Origin of the sequence: Brevibacillus halotolerans (genome assembly GCF_026891775.1) — a bacterium.
In the GTDB taxonomy this organism is placed as follows: domain Bacteria; phylum Bacillota; class Bacilli; order Brevibacillales; family Brevibacillaceae; genus Brevibacillus_B; species Brevibacillus_B halotolerans.
In genome coordinates this window covers 225,634-249,263 of record NZ_JAPTNK010000004.1, presented here as the reverse complement: position 1 = coordinate 249,263, position 23,630 = coordinate 225,634, and the positions used below count along the sequence as shown (strand labels likewise).

19 protein-coding genes and 1 pseudogene are annotated in these 23,630 nt (G+C 42.0%); 14 read left to right on the top strand and 6 right to left on the bottom strand.

Annotation, left to right across the window (positions count from 1 at the left end):
- Positions 1–30 precede the first annotated feature (30 nt).
- Both O0550_RS08225 and O0550_RS08220 read right to left on the bottom strand, forming a co-directional pair.
- The gene (locus O0550_RS08225) at positions 31–330 is read right to left on the bottom strand and encodes an FmdB family zinc ribbon protein (RefSeq protein WP_258426008.1); all 300 of its coding nucleotides are present in this window, start codon (positions 328–330) and stop codon (positions 31–33) included.
- Between the two features lie 99 nt (positions 331–429).
- A pseudogene (locus O0550_RS08220) lies at positions 430–648 on the bottom strand (acetamidase/formamidase family protein); the annotation flags it as partial.
- Between the two features lie 159 nt (positions 649–807).
- Here O0550_RS08220 and O0550_RS08215 point away from each other — a divergent pair.
- Positions 808–2,955, top strand: a complete 2,148-nt coding sequence (locus O0550_RS08215) for a YhgE/Pip domain-containing protein (RefSeq protein ID WP_035318720.1) — start codon at positions 808–810, stop codon at positions 2,953–2,955.
- A gap of 129 nt (positions 2,956–3,084) precedes the next feature.
- On the opposite strand, the gene O0550_RS08210 is transcribed toward O0550_RS08215, so the two are convergent.
- Positions 3,085–4,395: an HAD family hydrolase gene (locus tag O0550_RS08210; protein ID WP_096886394.1), complete on the bottom strand. Its 1,311-nt coding sequence runs from the start codon at positions 4,393–4,395 to the stop codon at positions 3,085–3,087.
- 112 nt (positions 4,396–4,507) lie between these two features.
- Positions 4,508–6,568 carry a methyl-accepting chemotaxis protein gene (locus O0550_RS08205; protein ID WP_258426041.1) on the bottom strand — a complete coding sequence of 687 codons (2,061 nt, stop codon included), beginning with the start codon at positions 6,566–6,568 and terminating at the stop codon, positions 4,508–4,510.
- Positions 6,569–7,120: 552 nt separating this feature from the next.
- Here O0550_RS08205 and O0550_RS08200 point away from each other — a divergent pair.
- The 10 genes from O0550_RS08200 (at position 7,121) to O0550_RS08155 (ending at position 16,901) form a co-directional block, all read left to right on the top strand.
- Positions 7,121–7,726 carry a glycerol-3-phosphate responsive antiterminator gene (locus O0550_RS08200; RefSeq protein ID WP_068792218.1) on the top strand — a complete coding sequence of 202 codons (606 nt, stop codon included), beginning with the start codon at positions 7,121–7,123 and terminating at the stop codon, positions 7,724–7,726.
- The gene (locus O0550_RS08195; protein ID WP_258426007.1) at positions 7,698–8,414 is read left to right on the top strand and encodes an HAD-IA family hydrolase; all 717 of its coding nucleotides are present in this window, start codon (positions 7,698–7,700) and stop codon (positions 8,412–8,414) included. Before O0550_RS08200 ends, O0550_RS08195 begins: the two co-directional genes overlap by 29 nt.
- Position 8,415: 1 nt before the next feature.
- Positions 8,416–9,501, top strand: coding sequence for an ABC transporter ATP-binding protein (locus tag O0550_RS08190; RefSeq protein ID WP_258426006.1), 1,086 nt, complete (start codon positions 8,416–8,418; stop codon positions 9,499–9,501).
- Entirely contained in the window at positions 9,502–10,452 is a 951-nt protein-coding gene (locus O0550_RS08185; RefSeq protein ID WP_258426004.1) for a carbohydrate ABC transporter permease, read from the top strand.
- Positions 10,453–10,508: 56 nt separating this feature from the next.
- Positions 10,509–11,294 (top strand): carbohydrate ABC transporter permease, encoded by a 786-nt coding sequence (locus O0550_RS08180; RefSeq protein WP_276564953.1) that lies wholly within the window; start codon positions 10,509–10,511, stop codon positions 11,292–11,294.
- Positions 11,295–11,318: 24 nt separating this feature from the next.
- Positions 11,319–12,635, top strand: coding sequence for an ABC transporter substrate-binding protein (locus tag O0550_RS08175; RefSeq protein WP_258426002.1), 1,317 nt, complete (start codon positions 11,319–11,321; stop codon positions 12,633–12,635).
- A 13-nt stretch (positions 12,636–12,648) separates the two neighbouring features.
- A complete protein-coding gene (locus tag O0550_RS08170; RefSeq protein WP_258426001.1) occupies positions 12,649–13,392 on the top strand; it encodes a glycerophosphodiester phosphodiesterase in 744 nt (247 codons plus the stop codon).
- Between the two features lie 272 nt (positions 13,393–13,664).
- Positions 13,665–15,089, top strand: coding sequence for an amino acid permease (locus O0550_RS08165; protein WP_003342813.1), 1,425 nt, complete (start codon positions 13,665–13,667; stop codon positions 15,087–15,089).
- A gap of 148 nt (positions 15,090–15,237) precedes the next feature.
- A complete protein-coding gene (locus O0550_RS08160; protein WP_258426000.1) occupies positions 15,238–15,777 on the top strand; it encodes a flavin reductase family protein in 540 nt (179 codons plus the stop codon).
- A gap of 173 nt (positions 15,778–15,950) precedes the next feature.
- On the top strand, positions 15,951–16,901 hold the full coding sequence (locus O0550_RS08155; RefSeq protein ID WP_121473114.1) for an aminopeptidase: 951 nt from the start codon (positions 15,951–15,953) through the stop codon (positions 16,899–16,901).
- Positions 16,902–17,008: 107 nt separating this feature from the next.
- Here O0550_RS08155 and O0550_RS08150 read toward each other — a convergent pair whose 3' ends face one another.
- Complete coding sequence (locus O0550_RS08150) at positions 17,009–18,337, bottom strand: FAD-dependent oxidoreductase (protein WP_258419821.1); 1,329 nt, start codon at positions 18,335–18,337, stop codon at positions 17,009–17,011.
- 478 nt (positions 18,338–18,815) lie between these two features.
- On the opposite strand from O0550_RS08150, the gene O0550_RS08145 reads away from it, so the two are divergent.
- The 3 genes from O0550_RS08145 to rihC all read left to right on the top strand — a co-directional run bounded on the left by O0550_RS08145 (position 18,816) and on the right by rihC (position 21,933).
- Complete coding sequence (locus O0550_RS08145) at positions 18,816–20,282, top strand: flavocytochrome c (RefSeq protein WP_035318716.1); 1,467 nt, start codon at positions 18,816–18,818, stop codon at positions 20,280–20,282.
- A gap of 33 nt (positions 20,283–20,315) precedes the next feature.
- Positions 20,316–20,672 carry an FMN-binding protein gene (locus O0550_RS08140; RefSeq protein ID WP_003334141.1) on the top strand — a complete coding sequence of 119 codons (357 nt, stop codon included), beginning with the start codon at positions 20,316–20,318 and terminating at the stop codon, positions 20,670–20,672.
- A gap of 334 nt (positions 20,673–21,006) precedes the next feature.
- Positions 21,007–21,933, top strand: a complete 927-nt coding sequence (gene rihC, locus O0550_RS08135; RefSeq protein WP_258425999.1) for a ribonucleoside hydrolase RihC — start codon at positions 21,007–21,009, stop codon at positions 21,931–21,933.
- A gap of 86 nt (positions 21,934–22,019) precedes the next feature.
- On the opposite strand, the gene O0550_RS08130 is transcribed toward rihC, so the two are convergent.
- A complete protein-coding gene (locus O0550_RS08130; protein ID WP_101669332.1) occupies positions 22,020–23,450 on the bottom strand; it encodes an alanine/glycine:cation symporter family protein in 1,431 nt (476 codons plus the stop codon).
- Positions 23,451–23,630: the final 180 nt, after the last annotated feature.

Here is a 23,630-nt window from a genome sequence, read left to right as displayed (position 1 = left end):
TAATGTGTAAAGGGGGAGCTGAAACATCTATTAATGGCTGATTTGCCAAGGCCGTTTGGCAGGAGCAGGTACACCTGTCGGAAAGTGAGAAGGGTAGGAATGCCTACATGAGTGTGTGGTCGAATGTTCACGGCGTACGACCTTGGGGATGGCACTTTGTTCAATACGCTGGCGTAATGCGCCGGAGGAAGTGATTAATCCGGGTCGAGTGTACAATCTAACGGCGTCCTTTGTGCAAAACGGACAATCAATGATTTCGGTAGCATGCTTCATGTTCATTGTCTCTTCAAATAGGCCGCAATCCTGACAGTGAAAGACGTAGGTTGGCATTAATAGCTCCTTTCTTTTGAATCACGCATGAGCGCTCAACACGATTATTTTGGTAAAATATCTCGATCAAAAATGGAGGTGGGAAGCCACAGTGTGCAACAAGCATTGGGTACGGTTGAGATTCACATTTGGAATATCACTGGGGTCGTCATTATTTAAGATTTGCCCATCAGTTCAGTCTTTGCATTCCATTCGAAAGACTGCTCCAGGATTTACAGAAACAATGGCGGGAATGTCTGGATGCCAACGATTATGACCAGGAGTGACCTGATCCTCCATAGGCTTGTTCAGATCTACTTGAAATAAAACCTCCGGCATAGAAGACCTCCTTTTACTGTATAGCCTTGTTATCCATTCCTATGTGGACAAGGATAAAATCATTACTGATTGAATGAAATGGTTTCTTGTTTGGATATGTTGGTAGATAGAGGTACAATAAGAGCTAACCAAAAGACTAGAGATTATAGGGGATATGCGATGAATAATATTTTTAAGATATTCAAAAGAGACGTGAAAAAAATTGCGACGAATTGGGCTGCTGCCATTATTATTTGTGGACTTGTTTTCTTACCGTCTCTTTATGCGTGGTTTAACATTAAGGCTTCTTGGGACCCGTATGGACAAACGAGCGGTATTAAGATTGCTGTGTCTAATCTGGATAAGGGAGCAGAACTGCGCGGGAACAAGCTTAATATTGGAGAAGAGATCATTACCTCGTTACAAGAGAATAAAAAGATAGGCTGGGTATTCACCGATGCGGATAATGCCCTAAGAGGAGTAGAGCATGGTGAATATTACGCGAGTATCACCATACCTGCTAATTTTTCAGAACGAATCGCAACAGTGCTGTCCAAAAATCCGCAAAAGGCGGAAATTATCTATAACGTAAATGAAAAAATCAACGCTATCTCACCTAAAATAACGGCTAAAGGGGCAAGTGGTGTAACGGAGGAGGTCAATCGCAATTTTATCAAGACAGCCAACGGCACCATTTTCCGCATATTTAACGAGATTGGCATTCAGTTAGAGAGCGAGCTACCAACGATTAGACGACTAATTGAACTTGTATATAAAGTAGAAGCCTCCTTCCCGGAAGTGCATAAAGTGATTTCTACAGCAAGTGCCGATTTGAAAAAAGCGGATGACATCTTAAAGAAGGCGCAAAGTAATCTGCCGGTAGTGACGCAGCTTGCACAAGATGCCGAAAAGCTTTCTGTTCACGTAGGTGAGTTCTTGGATCACAGTGCAGATGCTATCGGAACGCTGACACCTACCATCAAAGAGAACTTACTTTTGATTCAACAAACCGCTGTGCTAAGCGAAAAGTTGTTAGGCATACTGCAAGATGTAAGCTTTGTGCCAAGTTTGGCTAAAGTAGAGCTGGATCGTACTGCTGAACGCTTGGACAGAGCGCTTAGCGTTACCAATCGTTTGATAGGAGTGTTTGAGCCACTATCCAATTTGACTGGGAAACGACTGCATTTTGTTACGGATAAGCTTAAAGATATAAAATCAACGTTTGAAAAGCAGCAGACGATTGTCACCTCCATAGCAGATGCGCTTGATCGCGGTGAACGGCCGGCTCAACAGCTAGTGGATCAGTTTATGCAGCTCTCAAGAAATACCTCGCAGGCGATTGATGACCTTCTCAATCGATTTGATACGCAGATTGAACCGCTTATCATGGAGGGCATCGAAAAGGCGAAACAGGATGCTAATCAAGCAAGAGCGGTGATCAAGGATGCAATTGCCAGCATACCGGATGTGCAACAGATTTTACAGGATGCCGCGAAGGGACTTTCTTTGGGAAGTAAGGATTTATTGCTGCTTCAAAAAAATCTTCCTGAGATAGAAGCAAAAATTAAAGATGTAGCCAAGCGGATACGAGCCTTAGAAAAAGAGGGCAACTTAGAAGAAGTAATTGATCTGTTGAAGAGAAATGCAGAGAAAGAAAGCCAGTTTTTCGCAGAACCCGTTATTTTAAAAGAAAATCGGATGTTCCCGATTCCGAATTACGGTTCAGCAATGTCGCCGTTTTTTACCACACTATCCCTGTGGGTGGGTGCCTTGCTTCTTGTTTCATTATTAAGCGTAGAGGTTCATGATGAGAAGCATGTCTTTAAAAGCTACGAGGTCTATTTTGGCAGGTATCTGACCTTTGGCCTATTAGCTATGCTCCAGTCTGTTATGGTCACGATGGGGGATATCTATATACTGGGTGCCTATGTAGCAAATAAAATGTGGTTTGTATTATTTGGTTTAATCATTAGCGCGGTGTTCATGCTGATTGTTTATACGCTGGTCTCCGTTTTTGGAAATGTAGGGAAGGCGATGGCAATTGTGCTTCTGGTACTCCAGCTTGCTGGGTCTGGAGGGACATTCCCGATTCAGGTTACACCTCCATTTTTTCAAGCGATCTATCCATTTTTACCCTTTACGTATGCTATTAGTATGATGCGAGAAGCGGTTGGTGGCATTCTATGGGATATTATCAACAGAGATATCATCATGATGACTGTCTATGCTGGAATTGCTTTGATCATCGGATTGGCTTTGAAGAAATTCATAAACCGATCATCAGCTAAATTAGTGAAAAAAGCTAAGGAAAGTCAACTGATTCATTAGTACAACCTAGCCAGGATCATTCAGTATGTTTCTCAACCAAATGAAAGACCGTTCCCCAGCTTGCGGGAACGGTCTTTTACAAATCATTTGTGAGTATAATGAATCATATCTCACAGGAATCATGTTTGATTACTTGTTTGGAAGTAGCTCAGCTTTTGTTTTACCTACTAGAATTGTTGATTCAGTAGGAATCCACATACCTGTGTTTTCATCGCGACCTTGTAGTACGTATTTAGGGTTTGGTCTGTTCATTTCATCCACAGCTTGTTTGGAAACCTTGCCAATATTTCCTTCTTTTAGAAGATTAAGAATTAGAACTAATTTTGTATCAGGGAATTGAGTCATCATTTCGTAGTCACCGTTGCTGTCGCCGCCAATGAATAGAGGACCGTTTCCACCGTGTTTTTTAGCAATTTCTGCTTTAATTACTTCTGTTTTTCCGCCATAAACGGTTTTGTACCAGTTCTTTTTGTATACGGGTTGCATAACGCCTTTTGCGTCTTTTTCCAATTCCATACCGATTACGTTTTCTTTTGGAATGTTATAGCCATACTTAGGATTTGATGCAAATACTTCTACTACTTCTTTCATAGAAGCAGACACTACATAAACATCAATTCCATTAGAACGGAACGTATTCATCATGGAAGCAACCTCTGGAGATAGACGAAGACCAGATGTATATGTAACGCTGATTACGCCAGCTTTACCGCTTAGTTTTTTAGGGCTTGTATAGTTGATTTTGCGGATAGAGTCACCAAGACCGTAGTCATTGGAACGTTCAGCCAACTCATGAACTTCATCAACGCTCATGTTAGTCAAGAAGTAAAGAACCCAAGGATAACCTACATCGCTACCATGAGAACCGTTGATCGCTTCGTACAAGAAGTACATTTTTGTACGGAAGTCGATGAATTGGTCAGACTTAGTAACTTCCTCTAGGGATTTTTTACCTTTTAAGCCTTTATAGTTTTCATACAAGTATTTGTAGTCAGAAATGATGTCAGCAGAAACGTTTTCCATTGTGATTGCTTTGCCATCTACTGTTTTGTATTTGTCAGCAAAAGGACCTTTTGGAACGTTCATAACCAATACTTTTGCAAATTCTTCTGGTGTTAATTTGAAGATCAAGTGATTGATTTGATAAATAAGAAGCGCTTCTTGCGTATCGTGCATGATGCTAGTGTTATCCCAGTCAAATACAGCATAAGGCTTTTTATCTGCTTTGTAATTAGGACTTTTCACGCCATATTGGTCGATCATTTTTTGAACAGCAGCGTGAGTTTTGTCAGCCCATTTACCTTTATCAAGCAGTTGTAATTGCTGTTGAGCAATTTGTGTAGCAGCAGCTGTTGATAGTGGAGCTGCGAATGCTGGTGCTGCACCTAGCATAAGTGATAGAGATAGTCCAACACTTAGCAATACGTTTGTTTTTTTCATGATTTTCTCTCCTTTAATGATGTGAGTTTTCTTATAAACAATCGGGAATATCATGGATACTCCCGACTATTTGCGATGGAAGTCTTGCTAAATAGAGAGTATAAATATGCTGTTATACACGGAAACGCTCAATTAAGCTCGTTAATTCCTGAGATATTTGACGTAGTTCCTCAGATGATCCTTGAAGAGCCAGCATTGCAGTTACCTGAGACTCAGAGGATGCAGACACATTTTGCATGTAGTCAGCCGAAAGCTTAGCGATATGTGCTGTCTCATCTACAGAAGATGCAATCTCTTCACTGGCAGCAGACATTTCCTCTGAAATTGCCGAGTTATCATGGATTTGTTCAGTTATATTTTTGATTTGTTGAAGGATGCGTTGGAATGCTTCACCGGAATCCTGTACCATTTGAACACCGTTCGAGACGCTATGGTTTACATCATTCATAGAATCCATGGCACGATTGGTTTCTCCGTGTACTTCATTGATTAAGCTAGCAATCTTACCAGCAGATTCTGAAGATTGTTCGGCAAGCTTTCTTACTTCATCCGCAACAACAGCAAAACCTCTACCATGTTCTCCCGCACGAGCAGCCTCTATGCTTGCATTTAGAGCAAGAAGGTTGGTTTGGGAGGAGATGTCGGTAATCATATCTACAATTTTTACAATCTCGTTAGAACGATCCTGTAGGACCTTCACAACAGAGAGAGAATGCTCGACAGATACACCGATGTTGCTCATTTGCTGAACAGCGTGCTGTACGGTTTGGTTACCATTCTCAGCTTCTTGTGTTGTATCAAGCGAAAACTCTGCAATAGAGGAGGTGGATTCTGCAATTCGTTGAATACCCAGTGCCATTTCCTCCATGCCTTTAGCACTTTCCTCTGTACGCATGAGCTGATTATCTGCTCCGCTTGCTACTTCTTTTACGTTTTCAGCAATTTTATCGATAGCAATTATATTACTCTCCACATGAGCGGATACCTGCCCGGAGGAGGCTACCAGTTTTTTGGATGCGGATACAATCTCTGAAATCAGATACTTAATAGATAATTGCATGGATTGCAGAGAATTTGCTAGAGTACCTAACTCATCCTTACGTTGAAGTAAATGAGGCTGTACTTCCTTGGTTAAATCACCTTCTCCAATCTCCTGCATATGACCAATTAAGGTAACGATTGGCTTAGAGAACTTACCAGCTAGAATAATAGATGCAACCAAAGCAATAACGCCTAAAATTACACTCATGATCAAAATAAGGAAGAAGATATGATCAATGCTGCTATTAAGCTCGCGTTGTTCAATAAATGAAATATATTTCCAACCAGTTTTTGGAGAGGTATAGACGTTCGTTAAATAATTTTGATTTTCCATAACGACTTCTAGTTGACCTGTCGACATTTCACTAAGTTGGGCTAATGTTTTATTATCCAAATCTTTTACGTTTTTGGAGATCATATCCGGATATTGAGGGTTGGCAAGTACAGTACCCTCAGCGGAAATCATCATAACATAACCGGTCTCGCCAATTTTCATTTCCTTCAAGACTTCGGTTAAATTCAGCAGGTTTGTATCAATACCAAAAACCCCTACTGCTTTTCCAGTCATATCGCGAAGCTGTGTAACGATACTGACTGCAATAGTCTCTGTTCCTGTCAAGATATAAGGAGCAGTGATTACGGCCTTGCCTGGTTCTTTCATAGCATCTGCATACCAAGGACGGTCACGTGGGTCATAATGTGAGCTCATATTTTTGACAGGATACTGTGTATAACCGCTAGCCTCAGTGCCTATAAATAACGATGAAGTGTTGGGATGGGCTTGAATATAGCGTTTAAACTCTTGGGCCAGTTCTGCTTCTAAACCACCATTTGCCATAGCATCTATTTTAACTGTTCCAGTTTCGTTCTTATATGACTTGATCGATGCATCTGTTCTTTTCAACAGTGCAGAGTTTGCAAGCATGAGTACGTTTTCACGAATGGAATTAAAATAAATAGATACGCCATTATCCACTTGGGCTACTTCCTTGGTATTAGCATCCAAGAAGTCCTGATGAATCTGTCTTTTCATATCCAAGTAAACAATGCTACTAATAAGGGCAATCGGGATCGTGATGCATAAGACAAATGCAATGATTAACTTGGCTTTTATTGTATGAAACAAAGGCATTCCCTCCCACATGCAAGTAACCCCTATCAACTTTTTCCAAATAAAAGGAAATAGAGGCGGAATTTTATTTCTGTTCTATTAATTAATCGGATAAATCGGGAATAAAATGAAGGATTATTTCAAAGGTACATAACAATGTTAAATATTCGTTGAAAATTTATGATATTTCTGTGAAATTTTAAAAACATGATATGTAAGGGATTCTATTGGATTTAATCGTGTAAAAACAGGTGGTTTTTCGAGCGTTTTTACGTGAAATTTAAACATTATTTTCACAAAAAAATTATCATTTTAATGCATATTTTTAGGATAAATATGGTAAACAATGGTGATCACATTCATTTTCTTAACAAAATGCAGTTCTAAACTTAACAGGACCTACACAGCATATTAAAAAACAAAAGGTACGATACAACTAACAAGTAGATAGTGAAAAGGTTGGAGCTGGGGAGAAACCTCAATAGAAATTACCAAAAACTTTTTTAAAAGAAAGTGGATTGGCAGGTTCTATTTGAGGTTTTTTGTTTTTTAAACAGGAGGCGAATAGCAGACATGAATCAAGCGGAGTTTTACGCCAGATTAGCAAGGCATAAAATCATTGCATCCATTAAGCAGCCAAAATCGCTGGAACGTGCATTAGAGGCTCCCATCAGTGCTGTAGTGTTGTCAATCGGGAATCTAAACACAATGAAACGATACGTTGATCTGTTTAAATCGCACCAGATTCCCGTTTTTCTTCACCTAGAGCGCATTGGTGGTATTAGCTACGACCGGGAAGGCATGGCTTATGTAGGCGAGAATGTGAAGCCAACAGGCATTGTTGCAACGCGTAACACGCTGATTAAATTAGCAAAAAAGCATGGCCTGCTTACGATCCAACGTTTGTTCTTAGTTGACAGCGATTCGCTCAAATCTGGAATTCAATCGATTCAGGAAACTCAACCGGATGCGGTGGAGATCATGCCTGCCCTGCTGCCGGAGTATATCATTGAGTACCGCAATTCGCTTCAACAGCCAATTATTGCAGGCGGGCTGATCAAGAGGCGGGAGCAAATGGTGACTGCTCTTTCGCACGGTGCTATTGCTGTATCTGTAGGAAAACATCAGTTGTGGAAGGAGAATATGGGGAATGAACACTTGCAGCACTCTTCTATTTGATTTGGATGGAACCTTGCTGGATAGCAGGGAAGGTGTGATAGATGCGGTTTACTACACGATAGAAGAGCATTGTCCAGGCTTGTTTACCAGAGGGGAAATAACAGATCGGTTTGGCGAAGCCTTGGAGGAATTTTTACATGCCGTTGAAGCAAAAATCAATGAGCAGCAGGTACAAAAGACTGAACTGCCTGACCAATTCAAAGTAAGTCATTGGGATCGCACAGCATATTGCAAGGATTACTTTACGTACATGAAACGCCACAACCAACAGGTACAGTTGTTTCCATTTGTGAGAGAAGGGATAGAGGCACTCAAAAAACGAGGATTTCAGCTTGCTGTTGTCACTAACAAACAACGTGAGCTTGCTTTGCAAAACCTAGAAATAGCGGCGATTCTGCAACTAATGGACACAGTGGTCACGCTAGATGATGTGGTGCTTGGCAAGCCGTCTCCTGAGCCCATACAGAAGGCGATGGCAATCCTAGGGACCGTCCCTGAAGCGACACTCATGATTGGTGACAGTAGGTATGATCTGTTATCTGCTCGTGCGGCAGGTGTGCGCAGCGTTTTGTTGGAGTGGTACGGAGCAGATCAACGAATCCAAGAGGAGCCTCATTATCGATTTCAAACATTCCAAATGCTTGTCGATGAACTGCTGTTAGCCAGTGTACAAGGAAAGGGTGAGTAGAGTGGCAGAAGTTGTGCTGAAGCAGGTAGTGAAGTCCTATCAGCATCAACAGGTGGTAAAGGGGATGGATTTGGTGATTCCGGAGGGCTCCTTTACCGTTCTTGTTGGTCCATCAGGCTGTGGAAAATCAACTACGTTACGAATGATAGCTGGACTTGAGAGAGTGACCAAAGGCGAAATTTGGATAGGTAAGCAAAAGGTGAACGATGTACCACCCGGTAAACGAGATTTAGCCATGGTGTTTCAAAACTACGCGCTGTACCCCACGATGACAGTCTTTGACAATATTGGCTTTGGAGTAAGAAACCGAGGCATTTCGAAAAAGGAATGCAAGCGACTGGTCGAGGAAATTGCTGAAATCGTAGGGCTTCAGGATTACTTGCATCGTAAGCCGGCCCAATTATCAGGAGGTCAGCGCCAGCGTGTGGCTTTAGCTAGAGCCATGGTGAAAAAGCCAAAGGTGTTTCTCATGGATGAGCCCTTATCTAATCTTGATGCGAAATTGCGGAATCAGATGCGTGTAGAATTAACCAGCCTGCATAAACAGCTAGGCACTACATTCATCTATGTGACACATGATCAGGTAGAAGCAATGACGATGGGCGATCAAATCGTGGTCATGAATGAAGGGGAAATTAAGCAGGTGGCCTCTCCGATCAAGCTCTACCATGAGCCGGAAAATCTGTTTGTTGCCCAGTTTATCGGGTCCCCTTCTATGAACATTTGTCAACAGAAGGATCACGCAGGATTACTAGTAGGTTTTCGCCCGGAAAAAGTGATGATCACGCCAGAGCAAGGATTGGTACAACATGAACATATGCCGCAATCATCTGGCTCGGACTTTTCTAGTAGAGGCCGTATTATTTCGCGGGAAATTCTTGGTTCCGATGTATTGTATTACGTACAGACAGATTCAGATCAGATCGTAGTCAAAAAGGAGGCAGACCAGCTTCTTTCCTCAGGGGCCGATGTTATTGTATCCGTGCCTCCTGAACACCTGTATCTCTTCGATCCAGCTACAGGAATGCGTAAGAATCCTCCCCATCCTCCTTATCAAAAGTCTGCGATTGCAGGAGGATTGGTCTAAATGGAAAAGGTGGCTGCATCAGAAACCAAATCGCTGCCTACTCCATCGGTCTGGTCTCGGGAACAGATGATGAAAACGAAATTTTTGGAACATGTGCGCCCTTATGCATACATTACTCCTGCTTTGTTGTTTTTTACGCTTTTTTTCTTATTTCCGATCGGTTACATGATTTATCTTAGCTTTCATGATTGGTCGTTGTTGAATTTGGGTGAGATCGAATGGGTAGGCTTTGCTAACTTTCGAGAGCTATTTTATGAACCAGATTTTCATCTCGTATTTTTCAATACGATTGTGTTCACTATTGGTACTGTGTCTATCAGTATTTTGCTAGCATTTTTTCTGGCTCTTTGGCTAAATCGAACAGCTAAAATTTATGGAATCATGCAAGCCGCGGTTTTTAGCCCGCATATCATTTCTCTGGTGTCAGTGTCCATGCTTTGGATGTGGCTAATGGACCCGCAATACGGTTTATTGAACGCTCTTTTGGAATTCATCGGATTACCTGCTTATACATGGCTTAGTGATACCAAAAGTGCGCTGATTTCACTCATTCTAGTCAGCGTTTGGAAGGGGGTAGGCTATAACACGCTAGTCTTTATTGCGGGACTGCAAAGCATACCGAAAGATCTCTACGAGGCGGCCAGTTTAGATCAGGCAAGTAGATGGAAAACGCTACGCAAAATTACGCTGCCGATGCTGTCCCCCACTTTATTTTTTCTAACGGTCATTAACATCATCTCCTCCTTTCAAGTTTTTGACACGATTTATATCATGACGCAGGGAGGTCCTGTTAATAGCACAAATATGCTTGTCTTCTATATCTATGAACAGGGAATGGATTTCTACAATGGGGGGATTGCTTCGGCCGCGTCTGTTTTACTATTGGGACTCATTGGAGTGGTCACTCTTCTGCACTTTTTATTTGTGGAAAAACGTGTTCACTATCGCTAAAGGAGAGATGACAAGTGAAGCAAATAGGATACCTTTCGCTTCAAGCGCTTGAATGGATGCTGTTACTAGCCGTATCGCTCATCTTTGTCTTTCCTTTTCTATGGATGGCGTTGACTGCTTTTAAAACATTGCCGGAGGTCTTCCAATTTCCGCCTACCTGGTGGCCTGAGTCTTTGCAGTTTCAGAACTTTGTAATTGCTTGGAACTCGGGGCCATTCTTTACTTATTTACTAAACAGCCTGCTGGTAGCAGTTGGTATTTTAATTTTTCAAATCTTAACGGCTGTGCCTGCTGCCTATGCATTTGCAAGGTATCGCTTTCGGGGAAGAAATTTTTTGTTTGGCGTCACCTTAATCGCTCTGATGATTCCGCCTCAGGTGATCTTTCTGCCGATCTACGTGGAGATGAGCAATTGGGGGCTCGTGAACACCTTATGGTCATTGATATTACCTTATGGAGCGAGTGCCTTCGGTATTTTTTTATTACGTCAGGCCTTTATGCAGGTACCAGACGAGGTAATTGAGGCGGCACGGTTGGATCATGCATCTGAGTGGAAAATCATGTGGACCATTATGGCTCCTATGGCAAAGCATGTGCTGGTCACATTTGGACTATTTAGCTTCATTTATCACTGGAATGATTACTTTTGGCCGCTCATCATGACCAACAGTAACGAGGTGCGCACATTACCGATAGGAATTTCCATGCTGAAAGCGGCTGACGGAGGCAGTCAGTGGAATGTGATTATGGCGGGGAATATGATTTTGGTGTTCCCGATACTGCTGATTTTCTTTTTTGCTCAGCGCCATATTATTAGCGCGTTTGTTTATCAATCCAAATAACGTAATGTCAAGGAGGGCAAGAACGTGAAAAAGTGGGGCTTATCTATTCTAATGTGTACAGTAGGCTTGTCAGGAATGCTAGCGGGATGTGCTCAGCAGCAGGCAGTAGGAACTACTGAACAGCGGACAGCAGCAAGTCAGGAAGCAACAGCAGCTACCCAGCCTGTTGAGATTGATTTCTGGTATGCAGTAGGCGGTCATAATGGGGAAATGGTTCAAAAGCTTGTAAAGGAATTTAATCAAACGCATAAGGATATTGTGGTGAAGCCCTCTTATCAAGGAAGCTACTACGAGAATCATACTAAGGTGCTGTCAGCGGTCACAGCCGGGAATCAGCCTGATGTTACGATGGTTGAGATTGCTTCCATTGGAGCCTTTGCGGATGCGAGGGTGTTAGAGGACCTAGGGCCGTATGCCGCTGGAGAAGAGAAGAAATACAATCCTGGTCTTATGGGCAACTCCTATTGGAAGGAGAAATTATATGCCGTTCCCTTTAACCGTTCCACTCCTTTGCTATATCTCAATCGCGATTTATTGAAGAAAGAAGGACTTGATCCAAATGGTCCAAAAACCTGGGAGGAATTACGTCAATTTTCTCAGAAGCTCACAAAAAAGGAAGGCGGAAAAACGAAAAGATACGGATTTTCTACGCCCATCGATATTTGGTTCTATGAAGCGCTGGTATTTGAGAGCGGCGGACAAATTTTAAGCGAGGACGGCAAGAGCTTAATGATTCATACAGAGGCAGGTAAAGCGCCGTTGGAATTTTGGATGAGCATGTTACAAGAAGGGATCATGAAAGCTCCTCCAGGTGAGAAGTACAATGCATGGGATGTAGCCGCGCAGGATTTCTTAAATCAGCAAGTAGGGATGATCTTTACAACCACCGGTGAGCTGAAGGGCATGCGGGAAAAGGCCAAGTTTGATGTAGGAACGGCCTTCCTGCCTGCTAATAAGGATTTCGGAGTACCAGCAGGTGGGGCAAATCTAGTAATTCTACAAAAATCATCTGAAAAAGAAAAGAAGGCGGCGTGGGAGTTCGTGAAGTGGATTACTGATACGCCGCAAACCAGTGTATGGTCAGCGGAAACAGGATACATGCCAGTCACATCAGAGGCAATTCAATCAGATGAGATGAAAAAAGTGTATGAACAGGATCCGAACTTCCAAGTAGCTGTGAAGCAGTTAGAGTATGGTAAGCCACGCCCAATGGTACCGGGCTATAAAGAGCTACAGGAAGTCATTATGACAGAAATTCAGCGTGTAATTTTAGGTCAGGCTAGTATTGACGAGGCACTATCCAAAGCTGTGGAAAAGGGGCAAAAATTGTTGAAGAAATAGGGGGGAATCTCATATGAGCTATTGCATGGCACACCGAGGCTGGTCAGGGAGGGCACCTGAAAATACGATGGCAGCTATTAAGCTTGCCTTAGCAGAACCGGGTATTCAGGCGATTGAGGTAGATGTACAGCTATCCAAGGATGAGATTCCTGTGCTTATTCATGATTTTACGCTAGAACGCACCACAAACGGATCAGGGCTAGTTAAAGATCATACATTTGAGCAATTGCGTCAGTGGAGTGCAGGAAGCTGGTTTGCTGAGGAATTTTCTGATGAAACCATCCCCGCCTTAGAGGAATTGTTTCAAGCTGTTTCACAGCATACTTGTCGCCTTAATGTAGAGCTAAAGACAGCAGGAAATCTATATCCGCGTCTAGCGGAAAAGGTCGTGGAGCTGGTAGAAGCATATGAGCTTTATTCACAGGTTTGTCTCACCTCTTTTGATCACGAAATCATAAAAAAGGTCAAAGAACTACAACCCTCGATGAAAACGGGGTTAATTATAGCGGGCAAACCAGTTCTGTTACGTGAACAGCTAGAGGAAACAGGAGCAACCATTCTGTCCATGGCCTATCCTTATCTGACAAAAGATTTTGTACACATAATGCTGGAGCAAAACTACGAGATATTTGCTTGGACGATTGATGATGAACATGAGATAAGGCGAATAAGCGAATGGCATCCCCATCTATATATTTGCACCAATCATCCTGACCGAATGCTTTCTTGGCACGCTGAACGAAAAGAGTCGGAGTAAAAAAATAGAAGGTTGAACCAAGAAGAGCAGTTACATGTAACCGATGTAACTGCTCTTTTTATTTTTTTGATAGATATTTATAAAAGCGCTTTATTTGGTAATGATAATTTTTATGCTTCATGATTATGTTTTAGATTTTTTAACTATTAATGAAAAGACAAAAATATTTTGATTTCGTTATAGGAATGGCTCAAATCCTCCTATATAATTTACAAGGGGAAATAGTAGTTCCCTGTATATTTTTTCATTTTAGGAAGGAGAAATTCTTGATTATGGGAGCGGATGAGAAAAAACTCCGATGGTATAATATTGCGTTAATGGCGTTTGTAGCAGTTTGGGGCTTTGGCAACGTTGTTAATAACTATGCCAACCAAGGATTACAAGTCATTACCTCTTGGGTTTTGATAATTGCCTTATATTTTATTCCTTATGCCTTAATGGTGGGTCAATTAGGTTCTACCTTTAAAGATGGTAAGGGTGGTGTTAGTACCTGGATTAAAGAAACGATGGGGCCTAATATTGCCTATTTGGCAGCATGGACCTACTGGGCTGTTCACATTCCATATCTAGCACAAAAGCCTCAGGCTATCTTGATTGCACTAGGCTGGACATTTACAGGCAGTGGTAAGGTACTCGACCAATATTCTACGTTGGTCATTCAATTAGCTTGTTTAGTTATCTTTTTACTCTTTGTATGGATTGCTTCTAAAGGTATTTCGTCCTTAAAGCGAATTGGGACCGTTGCCGGTATTTCTGTATTTGTGATGTCCTTGTTGTACATTTTGCTAGCTGTTACGGCACCAGCACTCACAGGTGTAAGTGTTGCAACAACCAATATGACGGTCAGCACATTCATTCCTGAATTTAATTTTGCTTATTTTACTACCTTATCCATGCTGGTCTTTGCGGTAGGCGGGGCAGAGAAGATCGCACCGTATGTCAACTTCACGAATAACCCAACTCGTGAGTTCCCAAGGGGGATGTTGATTCTAGCGATCATGGTTGCTGTCTGTGCGCTCTTAGGCTCGTATGCTATGGGGATTATGTTTGATGCGAATAACATTCCTGCTGACTTAAAAATGAATGGTCAATATTATGCGTTCCAAATGCTAGGTAATTACTATGGAATTGGTAACACGTTCTTAATTTTGTATGCGATTTCTAATACCTTGGCTCAAATTTCAGCATTGGCATTCTCGATTGATGCGCCATTGAAGGTATTATTATTAGATGCTGATGAAAGATACATTCCAAGAAAGCTTTTGAAAAGCAATGACAAGGGCGTCCCTACTAATGGTTATATCCTAACTACGGTGTTAGTAGGTATTCTCATCATCGTACCAGCTCTGGGTATCCGTAATATGAATACATTGTTTGACTGGTTGCTAGACTTAAATTCTGTAGTAATGCCGCTTCGTTACCTATGGGTATTTGCAGCCTATATTGCTGTAATGAAAATGGCTGATAAATTTACGTCTGAATATCAATTCGTGAAAAATAATAAGTTTGGTCTACTGATTGGTGGATGGTGCTTTTTCTTCACTGCGTTTGCTTGCTTGATGGGGATGTTCCCGAAAGTACCTGCTTTTACACCACAATGGTACTTCCAGATTACTCTTAATATCGCAACACCGCTCGTGCTGTTAGGTTTGGGTCTGATCCTGCCGTCGATTGCTAAACTGACAAATAATAAATAAGCGTAAGAACGAATCCATCCTGTGTTTATACATGGGGTGGATTTTTTCCTGTAAAAGTGCGTCATGCTTTTGTCAAAAAGAGAGAAGGGACAAGGGGAAAATCCTCAGTACAATGAAAGGGAGGATAAACATCGAAAGGGTGTTTTTGATGGAGCAACAGCTAAGGAATACAGAAGATCATGAGCCGAAAAATCAAATTCCCGTGGCTTTTTTAGAGCAAATGGAGCTTGCAACAGACTGGCTGCATCGAAGAGGGGCTTTTCTAACAACCAAGGACAAGGAAGAAATCAACACGATGACAATTGCTTGGGGTAGCATTGGTTTTCTATTTGGAAAACCCACGCTGACCGTGATGGTGCGTAAAAGTAGGCATACCACCCAGCTTTTACAGGCTTCCAAGGAATTTACGGTTAGTGTTCCTTTTTCAGAAGATATGGGGGAAAAGCTCTTTGCCTGTGGAACACAATCTGGTCGTACGGTGGATAAAATCTCTACATGCCAATTAACCGTTGTAGACTCTCAGGTCATTGATACACCTGTGATCGGCGACTGTGAGCGTTATTATGAATGTAAGGTGATCGTGGCTCAAGAAATTACGGCACCTGTCCTGTCCGAAGAGATTAGGCAGGAGCATGTGATAGCAGATGATCCTTATTATTGTTATATCGGTGAGATCGTTCATTGCTAGGGACACGGAGGGGCAAATTACACGACAGGTGTTTAAAGAGATCCTGTATTTGTCGCAGAATACGACAGTAGGGAAGGTCGGTCCAAGCTGTGCCTATGCAAGACGATCATGGTAAAGTATATGTCGGAATGAGTAAATAAAATTTCTCAAACGCTAGGAGAAAGGTGGTTCATATGCAACAATCTATCATTGAAATTAGTAAAAGTGTGCTGCAAAGCTCGTTGGGCGTAAAAGCTGGTGAAACTCTTTTAGTTGTAACGGATGACTCCAAGAAAAACCTAGCGGAGGCTCTCTATGAGGCAGGAAGAAGTCTAGGAGCCCAAGCCTTACTTATGGTTATGCAGGAGCGTACCAAATCGGGGGAGGAGCCTCCTGAAGCCGTAGCGATCGCTATGACGAAGGCTGATGTAGTGATTGGGATTACCAAGCATTCGCTCACTCATACGCATGCCCGAAAAAATGCGGTAGCAGCAGGAGCTAGGGTGGCTACGATGCCAGGAATAACAGAGGATATGTTCATGGCAGGCGCTATTGCGGCCGATTATGCAAAAGTAAAAGAACTGACTGAAGAAGTAGCTAGCATGCTGACAGAAGCTAAGCAAGTAAGAATTGACAAAGCGGGTTATTCCCTAAGCTTTTCCATTGAGCAAAGAAAAGGGATTCCCAGTACCGGTGTGTATGTGAATCCCGGAGAATCGGGCAATCTGCCGTCCGGAGAAGCTTATATCGCCCCTTTAGAGGGAACAGCTACCGGGCAAATCCTTGTAGATGGTTCCATTGCTGGGATTGGAAAATTAACAGAACCTGTCTTGCTTACAATTGATAAAGGACGCATTGTCTCTGCAGAAGGCCCAAGCGGAAAACAGCTTTTGGAATTGCTGGGCGATGGAGATGGCCGATTATTAGCCGAGTTTGGAGTAGGGACGAATGATAAAGCTCGTATTACTGGGGTTGTTTTAGAGGATGAAAAGGTATACAGCACAATTCATGTAGCGTTTGGAAGCAACAATACCTTTGGGGGAGTCATCTCAGCAGGTGTACATATTGATTGTGTTGTAATGGAGCCAGACTTCTATTTAGATGAGCAGAAAGTAATGGAACAGGGAGCCTTGCTTGGCGTGTAGGTTAAAAAAGCATGAGAGAAAAAGAGCGTTAGCTAGGCTGACGCTCTTTTTGCTGATCACCTGGTTATTTGCAAAATAAGTGTACGAAGCTGTTGAATCTATTGTTTCTACATGGCTTGCAAGCCAGCCTGATTTAAGAAGTTCCAAGGCTTGTTGTAATGCGGTTGGAAGAAGAAATCGACAAAGGCAAGCTGGTCGATTGTCATATGATTTTGGATGCAGACAGATAAGGTATTCATGGATTGCGTTAAATCAGCCTTGGACATGATTTGGGCTCCGAGAATGCGGCGAGAAGTCTCTTCAAAGACTACTTTTAGTAAGACCTTTTCATGCTCTGGCATGAATTCTGGTCGATAGCTGTCTTCAATTGTGACAGTTTTCACATTGATAGCCAAGTCTGAAGCAGCCCCTTCTGTTACTCCAGTAGAAGCAATGTTATAATCATAGATTTTAATCCCGGATGTTCCTTGTGTGCCCATATAAGCCATGGTAGGGGCTACTAGATTCTTAGCAACTAGTGTACCCATACGTACAGCATTAGTGGCTAGGGGAATATAGGTGTGTTGCCCGGTAGGGTTGTAGCGAATCGCACAACTGTCTCCAGCAGCATACACATCCGTTTTGCTAGTTTGCATGTATTCATTTACGATAATGGCTCCGTTACTCAACATATCGACTTGTCCTGTAAGCAAGCCTGTATTGGGACGAAAGCCAATGCATAGAATCACCAAGTCAGCCTCGTATTCGCCTTTTGTGGTGATGACTTTTGTCACTTTACCGTCCATGCCATCAAATTTCGTAACAGTTTGACCTAGAGCAAGTGTAACACCATGATCCAGTAATTCTTTTTCGGTAACTTGAGTAAATTCTTCATCAAGATAACGGTTTAGAATCCGATCAGCACTATCAATGAGAGTCACCTGCTTGCCATTCATTTCAAAGGCCTCGACTAATTCAATCCCAATGTATCCGGCCCCAACGACGACTACATTTTTAGCTGTTTTTGCCTTTTCAATAATGGTATTGGAGTGGTTAAAATTCTTGGACAGTACGATATTGTCTAGCTCAATTCCTGCTAAGTTAGGCATGATTGGCCAAGAACCAGTAGTAACGATTAATTTATCATAGGAATCTATGATCTCTTCATTTGTATTTAAATTGCGAACGACCAATGTTTTTTGATCGGTATCTATTGAGATCACATCGTGGCGCATATTGGTAACCACGCCAAGCTCAGCTAATTTCTCTGGGGAAGAGTAGAACAAGCCTTGCGGGTCTTTCACTACACCACCTACATACAAGGCAATACCGCAAGAAAGAAAGGAGATATTATCATTTCGTTCATAAACGGTAATGTGAGCATCTGGATATAACTTAGCAGCAGTAACAATAGCGGCAGTTCCGGCATGTGTGCATCCAATAACAGCAATTCTCATAGCTAGTCCTCCAAGCAGTTAGGATTTATGTGCAAGTCTGTTATTCCTCTTTTTACGATAAACACTGTTGTAATAGTGTTTATGCTGTTTATTATAGGAGCGTATTAGTAAAGATGACAGTGAACGTTTTGTGAATGTTATCACATTCACAACCGTTGCTTTTTTCACTATGCACGTTCTGCTATAAATAGGGTAAGAACCGCATACATACAAGAATAAAAGCAGATAAAGTTCTTTTGAATCCAGATGAGGCACTTGTCTGATTATGACAGAAAATACCTTACATTTGAAAAAAACGAGATAAGAAGGGTGCATGGATGGACTTAGAAAAATATGGTGTGAAATTATTCACATACATTAGAACATCTACTGTTTATACTACCATCGAAGGATAACGTTATTGCTTTCATATAAAAAAGAGAAGAAAAAGGTACTGAATATCCATTTATCAAGTAGTAGAAAAAAGGGAGGATTCAACATGAAGAAATGGATGTCTCTTATGATGGCTGCATTTTTGGCAGTTCCTGTGCTGTCTGGATGCGGTAGTGCAACGACTCCGGGTGCAACGGAAGGCAAGGCTACAACCGAGACAGCAACTCCTCAGGATGAAAGTACGGATATCGTAGTAATTGGTGCAGGCGGTGCAGGTCTATCGGCCGCGGTAGAAGCCACAAATGCTGGTGCCAAGGTAATCGTACTGGAAAAAATGCCGATGGTCGGAGGTAACACAACTCGCGCTACTGGAGGATTAAATGCAGCGGGAACGGAAGCACAAAAGAAAAAAGGAATTGAAGACAGCCAAGAGCTGTTTTACCAAGATACAATGAAGGGCGGATACAATAAGAATAACCCTGAGCTAGTAAAAATTCTGACTACGCAAGCGAAAGATTCTGTGGTTTGGCTAGAATCAATGGGTGCTGATTTATCTGACGTTGGCCGTGCGGGTGGAGCAAGTGTAAGCCGTATTCATCGTCCGACTGGCGGAGCGGCTGTAGGCTCTAATGTTATATCTACTTTAAAGAATAAAGTAAAAGAACAAAATATTGATGTCCGTGTCAAAAATAAAGCGGTCGCAATTATCAAAGATCAACAGGGCAAAGTTACTGGTGTAACAGCCGAGAATAAAGATGGTAAGGCTTACACGATTAATGCAAAGGTGGTCATTTTAGCTACAGGTGGTTTTTCAGCTAATCAGGAGATGGTTATTTCCTATAAACCAGAGCTAAAAGGCTTTGCGACAACCAACCATCCAGGAGCATTGGGTGAAGGGATTACGTTGGGCGAAAGCGTTGGTGCCAATTTAGTTGATATGGCTGAAATCCAAACCCACCCAACAGTTGTTCCTGAAAAAGGTGTGATGGTAACAGAAGCTGTTCGCGGAAATGGAGCTATCCTAATCAATAAAGACGGGAAACGTTTCATCAACGAGCTATTAACTCGTGACGTAGTGTCTAAAGGTATTTTGGATCAAAAAGATGGTGTTGCTTACCTGTTCTTTGATGACGGATTAAGAAAAGGTCTAAAAGCGGTAGAAGAGTACTTCAACATGCAGCTAGTAACAGAAGCTGATTCTGTCGAAGAGCTGGCTGGTAAAATCGGTGTAGATAAAGACGCTATGATGAAAAGCGTAAAAACATATAATGATGCGGTAGCAGCGAAACAAGATAAGGAATTTAAGCGTGATGACTTACCTCTTCAATTAAACCAAGGAAAGGTTTATGCCATTCAAGTAACTCCTGCGGTTCATCACACTATGGGTGGCCTACAAATCAACACCAATGCAGAAGTCATGAATAAAGAAGGCCAAATCATTAAGGGTCTTTATGCAGCTGGAGAAGTTACAGGTGGCGTACATGGTGGTAACCGCCTAGGTGGTAATGCTATGGCTGATATCGTAACATTTGGTCGCATTGCAGGACAAAATGCAGCAAAGGCCGCGAAGTAATCTTGAAAGCAAGAAATTGAGGAGAGAATGATTATGAAAAAACTATTTTATCTAGTAGCTATGCTAGCGATGGCGGCGATGGTGCTTGTTGGCTGTGGAGCGACAGCTGATACCGGTAAATTTAAGGACGGTTCATATGAAGGTGTGGCCCGCGGTGCTAGTAGCGATATTAAAGTGTCTGTAGAAGTGAAGGCAGGCAAAATCGATGGTATTAAGATCCTAGAGCATGAGGAAACCCAAAATCTGATTGAAGCTGTTATGGAGAACACGATCCCCGAGATCATCGAAAAACAAGGCACAGAGGGTGTAGAGGCTATCTCTGGTGCATCTAAATCTAGTAGTGCTGTAAAAGAGGCAGTTAATCAAGCCTTGGAAAAAGCGAAAAAGTAACATAGAAAGACAAAAGATAAGAGAAGGATTAGACCAGTAGCGGTAGCCGGTATGAACTAGTGAGTTATCAGATCAGCACGATTGACCTTATCTGTTCGGAGCATTATTACATTTCGTTACTTAAATAAGGGTTTTTTTGGAGTAAAACTCTTACAAAGAATATAGAAGGATGTAAGGCCGTTCCTGTAGGGAGCGGCTTTTCTTTATGAAAATATAACTCTCGCAGTGCTGGTCTAGTCGTATCTTTTTTCTCTTGTAATTGACGAACTAGCTAGCCCATCCTTACAATAAGATGCGTAAACGGTTACATAATGGATAAGAAAGGACGATCGAGATGGAACCAATACACCACATTATCATTGATACCGATCCGGGAATAGACGATGCAGTAGCAATTGCAGCAGCTCTGTTTCATGATCAGATAGATGTGAAATTAATCACCACAGTTGCTGGCAATGTGTCATGCGATAAGACTACCAATAATGCCTTAAAGCTCCTCGAATTCTTTCACAGTGATGTACCGGTTGCACAAGGGGCAATCAAGCCTCTATTACGGACACTAGAGGACTCTAGTCATATCCATGGCAACTCTGGGCTAGATGGATATGATTTTCCTCATCCAAAGAAGGAGACCCTTGGTATTCACGCTATTGAGGCAATGCGTGAAACCATTTTGAGCAGTAAGGAACCTATTACGTTAGTTCCTATTGGTCCGTTAACCAACATTGCTCTCCTATTATCTGTTTATCCAGAATGTAAGCAAAATATCAAAAGAATTGTGTTCATGGGTGGTTCAGCTTCACGCGGCAATCATTCTCCTGCGGCAGAGTTTAATATGTTTGTTGACCCGGAAGCAGCGAAGATAGTATTACAGTCGGGGCTTGATATTACAATGTGTGGTTTGGATGTAACAAGCCTAGCTACTTTAACGAAGGAAAACGTAGAAGCTTTAAAAGAGATGAACCGAACAGGTGAAATGCTCTATGGGTTATTTCAGCATTATCGCGGCGGTAGCTTAGCGACTGGCTTACATATGCATGATCTCTGCGCTATTGCGTATTTAGTAAAGCCAGAGCTTTTTGTCACAAAGAAATGCTTTGTAGATGTAGAAGTTAATGGGAGCTATACGGCTGGGGCGACTATCGTTGATCTGAAGAGCTATTATCAACAGCAAGCGAATGCAAAAGTATGCTTGGAGATTCGAGTAGAGGAATTCCGTCAGTGGTTTATGGAAATATTTACTAATCCGAGTGTTTTGTAAAAAGATAAATAAGTAAAAAGAAGAGGACACTACTGCCTGTAGTATCCTCTTCTTGTGTATATTCTCATGTTTTTCCATTCTTATTGCTAGGAGACCTCTTTTACTTTATTAGGATCACGTTCCCAGCATTCTGTATTAACTAGTCCTGGGATAGAATCAGAATAAAAGACTGGGTCTTGGCCTGCTTTTCGCTGTTGAACATAATCGGTCAGAGCAGCAAATGCATATTTTCCAAGTAGGAAAATAGCAATCAGGTTAAGGAGTGCCATCATCCCCATAAATAAATCAGCTAATGTCCAGACGATATCGTTTTGTGCCAAGGATCCAAACATGACCATTCCGATAACGCAAAGTCGATAGAGAAGCACCCACGTGCGAGATTCACTGCGAATAAAATCGATGTTAGTCTCACCATAATAGTAGTTACCAACAATGGAACTATACGCAAAAAAGAAAACAATTATGGCAACAAAGTAAACAGCCCAATAGCCGAGCTGAGTGCTTAGCGCCGCTTGTGTCAATTCAATTCCACCCATACCACTATCCACATAAATGCCAGATGTAAGAATAATAAACGCAGTTGCACTACATACCAACAAAGTATCTACATATACTCCCAGCGTTTGTAACAAGCCTTGTTTAACAGGATGTGTAATATCAGCAGTGGCTGCTGCATTAGGAGCACTACCCATCCCAGCTTCGTTAGAGAATAGTCCACGCTTGATTCCCATGCTAAGAGCCATACCAATACCGCCACCAAATGCTTCTTGTAGACCAAACGCATGACTTACTATGCTCATGAAGACAGCAGGAATTTGCTGATAATTCATAAGCATTACAAATAAGGCAATGCCAATATAAAGAGTTGCCATGATCGGTACAATCCATTTTGAGATAGCCGCTACGCGTTTTACTCCACCAAATACAACAATAGCAGTAAGGATACATAAAATGATACCCGTCGTTACTTTATCTACCCCGAAGGCCGTTTGCATAGCTGCCGTAATGGTATTGGCCTGTACGGCATTAAAGACAAACCCGAAGCAAAGCGTAATTAGAACAGCGAAGGTAATACCCATCCAGCGCTGATTTAAAGCTTTCTCCATGTAATAAGCAGGACCGCCTCTAAATCCATGCTTATCATGTACTTTATAAATCTGCGCCAGTGTGCATTCTACGAAGCTTGAAGCCGCTCCGACTGTAGCCAGCATCCACATCCAGAAGACTGCTCCAGGCCCACCAACTGCGATGGCAATAGCTACCCCAGCTAAATTTCCCGTTCCCACACGGGAGGCAGCACTCATACAAAAGGCTTGGAAAGAGGAAACCCCTTTTTTCTCCTGTGAATTACGATTAGCACCATCACCGAGCAGTCTAAACATTTCACCAATTAGGCGAATCTGCACAAATCTGGTACGAATCGTAAAATAAATTCCGACTGCAATGAGAATGAAAATGAGAATGTAAGTCCATAGGAAATCATTGCTAACAGATAATACTCTTTCTAATGATACCAAATGAAAGAGCCTCCTTTCTCCATAACCTTCCTAACATATTTTATCTATTTTAACATATATACACGTAAATAAAATTAGTAAAAGCTGATTATTTACTTTCGTGAAAAATTATGAATTATATATAAAAACTTAAAACGCTGTTGTTATAGGGTTTTTCCTACATATTTTTGTTTTAGCAGG

Bases quoted from the DNA above. Each gene is read 5' to 3' on its own strand.
- rihC (WP_258425999.1), top strand. From the start codon at position 21,007: ATGGAACCAATACACCACATTATCATTGATACCGATCCGGGAATAGAC.
- O0550_RS08170 (WP_258426001.1), top strand. From the start codon at position 12,649: ATGAGCTATTGCATGGCACACCGAGGCTGGTCAGGGAGGGCACCTGAA.
- O0550_RS08195 (WP_258426007.1), top strand. From the start codon at position 7,698: ATGAACACTTGCAGCACTCTTCTATTTGATTTGGATGGAACCTTGCTG.
- O0550_RS08215 (WP_035318720.1), top strand. From the start codon at position 808: ATGAATAATATTTTTAAGATATTCAAAAGAGACGTGAAAAAAATTGCG.
- O0550_RS08155 (WP_121473114.1), top strand. From the start codon at position 15,951: ATGCAACAATCTATCATTGAAATTAGTAAAAGTGTGCTGCAAAGCTCG.
- O0550_RS08145 (WP_035318716.1), top strand. From the start codon at position 18,816: ATGAAGAAATGGATGTCTCTTATGATGGCTGCATTTTTGGCAGTTCCT.
- O0550_RS08200 (WP_068792218.1), top strand. From the start codon at position 7,121: ATGAATCAAGCGGAGTTTTACGCCAGATTAGCAAGGCATAAAATCATT.
- O0550_RS08205 (WP_258426041.1), bottom strand. From the start codon at position 6,568: ATGCCTTTGTTTCATACAATAAAAGCCAAGTTAATCATTGCATTTGTC.
- O0550_RS08165 (WP_003342813.1), top strand. From the start codon at position 13,665: ATGGGAGCGGATGAGAAAAAACTCCGATGGTATAATATTGCGTTAATG.
- O0550_RS08185 (WP_258426004.1), top strand. From the start codon at position 9,502: ATGGAAAAGGTGGCTGCATCAGAAACCAAATCGCTGCCTACTCCATCG.
- O0550_RS08160 (WP_258426000.1), top strand. From the start codon at position 15,238: ATGGAGCAACAGCTAAGGAATACAGAAGATCATGAGCCGAAAAATCAA.
- O0550_RS08225 (WP_258426008.1), bottom strand. From the start codon at position 330: ATGCCAACCTACGTCTTTCACTGTCAGGATTGCGGCCTATTTGAAGAG.
- O0550_RS08180 (WP_276564953.1), top strand. From the start codon at position 10,509: ATGCTGTTACTAGCCGTATCGCTCATCTTTGTCTTTCCTTTTCTATGG.
- O0550_RS08140 (WP_003334141.1), top strand. From the start codon at position 20,316: ATGAAAAAACTATTTTATCTAGTAGCTATGCTAGCGATGGCGGCGATG.
- O0550_RS08150 (WP_258419821.1), bottom strand. From the start codon at position 18,337: ATGAGAATTGCTGTTATTGGATGCACACATGCCGGAACTGCCGCTATT.
- O0550_RS08210 (WP_096886394.1), bottom strand. From the start codon at position 4,395: ATGAAAAAAACAAACGTATTGCTAAGTGTTGGACTATCTCTATCACTT.